Annotated in this window: 1 rRNA gene; it reads left to right on the forward strand. The window is 56.9% G+C overall.

The features are described 5' to 3' along the window. Positions 1-259: 259 nt before the first annotated feature. Positions 260-3,364, forward strand: a 23S ribosomal RNA gene (locus AB0B66_RS43600). Positions 3,365-3,371 lie beyond the last annotated feature (7 nt).

The raw sequence follows: 3,371 nt of genomic DNA on the forward strand, positions 1-3,371 counted from the left end.
CTTGCCGGCAACGGCTGCAGCTAACCCTAGTAGGGCGGGGGTCTTCGGATCACGCATGGAACGGGCTGTGGTGCGGCTGGTGGGATTGTTTAGCACCCTGTTGGGTCCTGAAGGAACAAGCGCGAGCTTGGTTCTTCGGCGCCGATCACATCTGTTGGTTCAAACTGCCTGGTTTCGGGTGTGTGTTCCAAGGGTGGGTGTGGGTTGGTTGTTTGTTGAGATGTGCATAGTGGACGCGAGCATCTTTGTTTCTCTGTGTAGGTAAGTTTTTAAGGGCAGACGGTGGATGCCTTGGCACCAGGAGCCGATGAAGGACGTGGGAGGCCGCGATAGGCCTGGGGGAGCTGTCAACCAAGCTGTGATCCCAGGGTGTCCGAATGGGGGAACCCAGCCCGAGTCATGTCGGGTTACCCGCATCTGAATACATAGGGTGTGTGGAGGGAACGCGGGGAAGTGAAACATCTCAGTACCCGTAGGAAGAGAAAACAACATGTGATTCCGTGAGTAGTGGCGAGCGAAAGCGGATGTAGCCTAAACCGTGTGCGTGTGATACCTGTCAGGGGTTGCGTGGACGGGGTTGTGGGACCCTGCGGTCGGTGCTGACACGCCGGCGCACAGTTATAAAGCCTTGGGCTAGTCGAATCCTCTGGAATGAGGGACCGTAGAGGGTGAGAGTCCTGTAGACGAAAGTTCAAGGCCTGTGGTGGGTGTTCCCGAGTAGCGGCGGACTCCTGAAATCTGCCGTGAATCTGCCAGGACCACCTGGTAAGGCTGAATACTACCTGGTGACCGATAGCGGACTAGTACCGTGAGGGAATGGTGAAAAGTACCCCGGGAGGGGAGTGAAATAGTACCTGAAACCGTCTGCCTACAATCCGTCGGAGCTGAGGACTTGTTCCGAGGTGACGGCGTGCCTTTTGAAGAATGAGCCTGCGAGTTAGTGGCATGTGGCGAGGTTAACCCGTGTGGGGAAGCCGTAGCGAAAGCGAGTCTGAACAGGGCGTTCAGTCGCATGCTCTAGACCCGAAGCGGAGTGATCTAGCCATGGGCAGGTTGAAGCGACGGTAAGACGTCGTGGAGGACCGAACCCACCAACGTTGAAAAGTTGGGGGATGACCTGTGGTTAGGGGTGAAAGGCCAATCAAACTCCGTGATAGCTGGTTCTCCCCGAAATGCATTTAGGTGCAGCGTCGCGTGTTTCTTGCCGGAGGTAGAGCTACTGGATGGCCTAGGGGGCCCACAAGCTTACCGAAGTCAGCTAAACTCCGAATGCCGGTAAGTGAGAGCGCGGCAGTGAGACTGCGGGGGATAAGCTTCGTAGTCGAGAGGGAAACAGCCCAGATCACCAGCTAAGGCCCCTAAGCGTGTGCTAAGTGGAAAAGGATGTGGGATCGCATAGACAACCAGGAGGTTGGCTTAGAAGCAGCCACCCTTGAAAGAGTGCGTAATAGCTCACTGGTCAAGTGGTTCCGCGCCGACAATGTAGCGGGGCTCAAGCACACCGCCGAAGCTGTGGCACTCACACAATAACCAGGCCCTTGTGGTCCAGGTGTGTGGGTGGGTAGGGGAGCGTCGTGTGGCGGGTGAAGCGGCAGAGTGATCTAGCCGTGGACGCCACACGAGTGAGAATGCAGGCATGAGTAGCGAATGCAGGGTGAGAAACCCTGCCGCCGGATGACCAAGGGTTCCAGAGTCAAGCTAATCTGCTCTGGGTGAGTCGGGACCTAAGGCGAGGCCGAGAGGCGTAGTCGATGGACAACGGGTTGATATTCCCGTACCCGCAAAGCAGCGCCCGCGATGAACCCTGCTGTACTAACCTCCACAAGGTGGGAAGGTCTTCGGACCGGAACACGGCGTGTTGGGATCTTGGTGGGTAGTAGTTGAGCGATGGGGTGACGCAGGAAGGTAGTCGAGCCCAGGCGGTGGTAGTCCTGGGGTAAGCGTGTAGGCCGGCACATAGGTAAATCCGTGTGCCATGAGGCTGAGACGTGATGCCGAGCCGTATCAGGTGAAGTCGATGATCCTATGCTGCCGAGAAAAGCCTCTAGCGAGCTGTGCGCGGCCCGTACCCCAAACCGACACAGGTGGTCAGGTAGAGAATACCGAGGCGATCGGGCGAACTGTGGTTAAGGAACTCGGCAAATTGCCCCCGTAACTTAGGGAGAAGGGGGGCCTCGTCTGGTGAAGGCCTTCGCGGCTGGAGCTGGGTGGGGTCGCAGAGAGCAGGGGGAAGCGACTGTTTACTAAAAACACAGGTCCATGCGAAGTCGTAAGACGCTGTATATGGACTGACGCCTGCCCGGTGCTGGAACGTTAAGGGGACCGGTTAGCCGCAAGGCGAAGCTGAGAACTTAAGCGCCAGTAAACGGCGGTGGTAACTATAACCATCCTAAGGTAGCGAAATTCCTTGTCGGGTAAGTTCCGACCTGCACGAATGGCGTAACGACTTCCCCACTGTCTCAACCACAGGCCCGGCGAAATTGCACTACGAGTAAAGATGCTCGTTACGCGCGGCAGGACGGAAAGACCCCGGGACCTTCACTATAGCTTGACATTGGTATCCGGTTTAACTTGTGTAGGATAGGTGGGAGGCTGTGAAGCGTTGACGCCAGTCTTCGTGGAGCCAATCTTGAAATACCACTCTGGTTGATCTGGGTATCTAACCTCGGACCGTGATCCGGTTCAGGGACAGTGTCTGGTGGGTAGTTTAACTGGGGCGGTTGCCTCCTAAAGGGTAACGGAGGCGCCCAAAGGTTCCCTCAGCCTGGTTGGCAATCAGGTGTTGAGTGTAAGTGCACAAGGGAGCTTGACTGTGAGACTGACAGGTCGAGCAGGGACGAAAGTCGGGACTAGTGATCCGGCACTGGCATGTGGAAGCGGTGTCGCTCAACGGATAAAAGGTACCCCGGGGATAACAGGCTGATCTTCCCCAAGAGTCCATATCGACGGGATGGTTTGGCACCTCGATGTCGGCTCGTCGCATCCTGGGGCTGGAGGTGGTCCCAAGGGTTGGGCTGTTCGCCCATTAAAGCGGTACGCGAGCTGGGTTTAGAACGTCGTGAGACAGTTCGGTCCCTATCCGCCGTGCGCGCAGGAGACTTGAGAAGGGCTGTCCCTAGTACGAGAGGACCGGGACGGACGAACCTCTGGTGTGCCAGTTGTACCGCCAGGTGCATGGCTGGTTGGCTACGTTCGGAAGGGATAACCGCTGAAAGCATCTAAGCGGGAAGCTCGCTTCAAGATGAGGTCTCCCACCACGAGAGTGGGTAAGGCCCCCGGCTAGACCACCGGGTTGATAGGCCAGAGATGTAAGCACAGTAATGTGTTCAGTCGACTGGTACTAATAGGCCGAGGACTTACCTAAACAACAC

Source organism: Catellatospora sp. NPDC049111 (genome assembly GCF_040648615.1).
Lineage (GTDB): Bacteria > Actinomycetota > Actinomycetes > Mycobacteriales > Micromonosporaceae > Catellatospora > Catellatospora aurea.